A 3,268-nucleotide genomic window follows, 5' to 3' on the forward strand; every position below is an offset into this window, starting at 1 on the left:
TTGTTTTCGTACTGCTCTAAAATGTGCGCGAGCCAGCCTGACATGCGGCTAATAGCGAAAATTGGTGTGAATAAATCATGATCAATTCCTAAACTATGGTAAACAGAAGCCGAGTAGAAGTCAACATTTGGCGGCAATCCTTTTGTCGATGTGACGATCTCCTCGATTTTCACCGACATGTCGTACCAATGTGGTTCGCCTGTCAACTTCGTCAATTTTTCAGACATTTTCTTTAAGTGTTTCGCACGCGGATCTCCGTGACGATACACGCGATGGCCGAAGCCCATAATTTTTTCTTTGTTGTTTAATTTGTTATGAATGTATGTTTCTACGTTTTCAAGCGTGCCGATTTCCGTCAACATTTTCATGACCGCTTCGTTCGCTCCACCGTGAAGCGGCCCTTTCAACGCTCCAATCGCCGCTGTAATACCTGAATATACATCAGACAAAGTAGCAACACAGACGCGCGCTGTAAACGTTGACGCATTCAATTCATGGTCGGCGTGAAGAACGAGCGCCTTATTAAACGCTTCAACAGCAATTGGATCTGGCTCTTTTCCTGTCAGCATGTATAAAAAGTTTGCTGCGAAACTTAAATCTTTGCGCGGCTGAACAGGCTCTAATCCTTTGCGAATGCGCGAAAACGCAGCAACGATCGTCGATACTTTCGCCTGCAAGCGAATAGCTTTTCGATAGTTCGCTTCCGGATTCATCGCTTCCGCCTCTTCATCGTACAATCCAAGGAATGAAATGGCTGTACGAAGCGCAGCCATCGGATGCACTTGATCAAGCGGGTACATTTTAAAATGATCAATGACTTGTTGCGGAATATCAGCATTTTCTGCTAACTGCTTTGTTAGCGTTTCCAATTCTTCTTTGTTTGGTAATTTGCGATGCCAAAGTAAATAAACAACCTCTTCAAACGTAGCGTGTTCTGCTAAATCATCGATATTATACCCAACATATGTGAGCGTATCATCGATGATTGAACTAATGGTGGAAGTGGTTGCAACAACCCCTTCGAGACCGCGAGTTACTGTCATGTTACATCTCTCCTTTTCTCTTTTATTCCCCTTTTCCCATGTTGATGCACGTCGGTGAGCGCTTGCTCAAAGCATCTAAATAAAGATGCAAAGAAACGGCTTACATTTTGTTATATATTCACCTATCCGCTTAACGAAGCGAGCAGGGGAATATATACGATCGTTTCGTACATGCTCCACTATTATTATAAACAATTATCAGACTTTTGTGAACTAAAAGAAATCATAATTCAAAAATATTATTATGAAAAAGTAATAAATCATGAAAACACATCGACCATTTTCATGATCGTATATGCAATGCCAGCACCAATTAATGGGCCAACAGCGACGCCTTTGAATAAAGATACAGCCAAAATCGTACCAATGACAAGCGCAGTCGTCATGTGCGGATCTTTCGCAAGCAGCGTCACGCCTCCTTTTGCTAACAAAGCAACGGCAATTCCTGATAACAACGCAATCCATGCATAAATCGAGCGAACGGATTCCGTCAGTTCTTTCAAACCTATTTTTCCGGATGCGATCGGAACTAATACGGCAATTGTAATGATTGTCACACCGAGATTAATCCCTTTCTGTTGGAAGTAAGGAAACACTTTTGAACTTAATCCGATGCTCTTTACAACAAGTAAAAAAAGTACAGCAACAATAAGAGAGTGATTTTTCGCAATCATCCCGACCACAAGCAAAATAAATAAAAAAATAAACGGCTGCACGTAGCATCCCCCTTTCTTGAAACTTTTTCTTCTTTTGCATTGTATATTATAATAGTCATAAATACCAAAAAGACGGGAGGTGAAGGAATGCCGGTTCATTATTTGTATCGCTCCCTTCGATTTGTATTTGTCATTTTCGTCATCATCGCAGGATTAGCGAGCTTATATTATGTGTCAACGTTAACATATCCGTTTTTAATTGCGTTAGCGATCGCTTTTCTTATTAATCCTATCGTCGATGTATTAGAAAGAAAAGTAAGGATGCCAAGGGCGTTGGCGGTCATCGTTGTTTTACTTTTTTTACTCGCACTCGTTGCCGGTCTCGTTACTCTTCTCGTTGCGGAAATTGTAACAGGAACACAATATTTAGCAACAGTTGTGCCTAACCATTTTCAAAAGCTCGTCGTTTATATGGAGCAGTTTATCGCCAGCCAGCTCATTCCATTATATAATCAACTCGCTACCCTCTTTAAAAATTTAGACACAACCCAACAAGATACAATTATGACAAATATCCAATCGGTTGGGACGAAAATTGCGACGACAGTTGGGCAGTTTATTCAAAATATATTACAAAACATTCCTTCCATCATTGGATGGTTGCCTAATTTTGCAACAATTTTTATTTTTTCATTGCTAGCTACGTTTTTTATAAGCAAAGACTGGTATCGGCTAAAAGCGTTGTTTCAAAAATTGTTGCCAAGCAAAGTGCAGACGAGCGGAACAAAAGTTTTTGCAGAATTAAAAAAGGCTCTATTCGGCTTTATTAAAGCGCAAGCTACGCTCATTTCCATTACGACGCTCATCGTATTAGTCGGATTGCTTATTTTGCGCGTAGAATATGCGATTACCATCGCCCTTATTATTGGCATTGTAGATGTTTTACCTTATTTAGGAACGGGATTAGTATTCGTTCCATGGATCATTTATGCCGCAATAAGTGGTGAAACTCATTTTGCGATCGGACTTGGCGTGCTGTATATTGTCGTTCTCGTACAACGGCAGGTGATGGAGCCAAAACTTCTTTCCTCGAATATCGGGCTTGATCCGTTAGCGACATTAATCGCTTTATTCGTCGGCTTTAAGTTAATTGGGTTCCTCGGTTTAATCGTCGGACCGGTGTTGCTTGTCATCGGACGCACGCTGCATCATGCCGGCGTATTTCAAGACATCTGGAACTTCATAGTCGGAAAAAAAGAAGCATAAGCGACGAGCTTATGCTTTTCTCATTTCCGAATGTACATCCACGTTTTCGTGTAAAACATCCATTTAAACAGGCGCACGAGCCATGGTTTTATTTTTTTCCGCGCCAAAGGGAGAAGGAGCATAAACCCTGCCGTATCCGTATTGAACTACCGCTAGGCTAAAGCCATAGCGGATTCCTACGAACACCGAAGTACCCTTCGGTTATTTAGTAGGCGATCCCCACAGTTCCTGCGGTTAGAAGCCTAATGGCTTCGTTTTTAATATTGATACTTGCGTTCACATCTCGGTCGTGATGAGTATGGC

3 protein-coding genes are annotated in these 3,268 nt (G+C 41.4%); 1 reads left to right on the top strand and 2 read right to left on the bottom strand.

All coding sequences use genetic code 11. The features are described 5' to 3' along the window. The coding region (gene citZ, locus V7Z64_RS12510; RefSeq protein WP_334110616.1) for a citrate synthase at nucleotides 1–1,043 on the bottom strand (1,043 nt) is incomplete at its 3' end. A gap of 260 nt (nucleotides 1,044–1,303) precedes the next feature. Next, nucleotides 1,304–1,759 (bottom strand): DUF441 domain-containing protein, encoded by a 456-nt coding sequence (locus V7Z64_RS12515; protein WP_297991248.1) that lies wholly within the window; start codon nucleotides 1,757–1,759, stop codon nucleotides 1,304–1,306. A gap of 87 nt (nucleotides 1,760–1,846) precedes the next feature. Between V7Z64_RS12515 and ytvI the strand changes: the two genes are divergently transcribed. Then, on the top strand, nucleotides 1,847–2,965 hold the full coding sequence (gene ytvI / locus V7Z64_RS12520) for a sporulation integral membrane protein YtvI (RefSeq protein ID WP_297991246.1): 1,119 nt from the start codon (nucleotides 1,847–1,849) through the stop codon (nucleotides 2,963–2,965). The last annotated feature ends 303 nt before the right edge of the window (nucleotides 2,966–3,268 follow it).

Origin of the sequence: Anoxybacillus sp. (genome assembly GCF_036834105.1) — a bacterium.
Taxonomy (GTDB): domain Bacteria; phylum Bacillota; class Bacilli; order Bacillales; family Anoxybacillaceae; genus Anoxybacillus.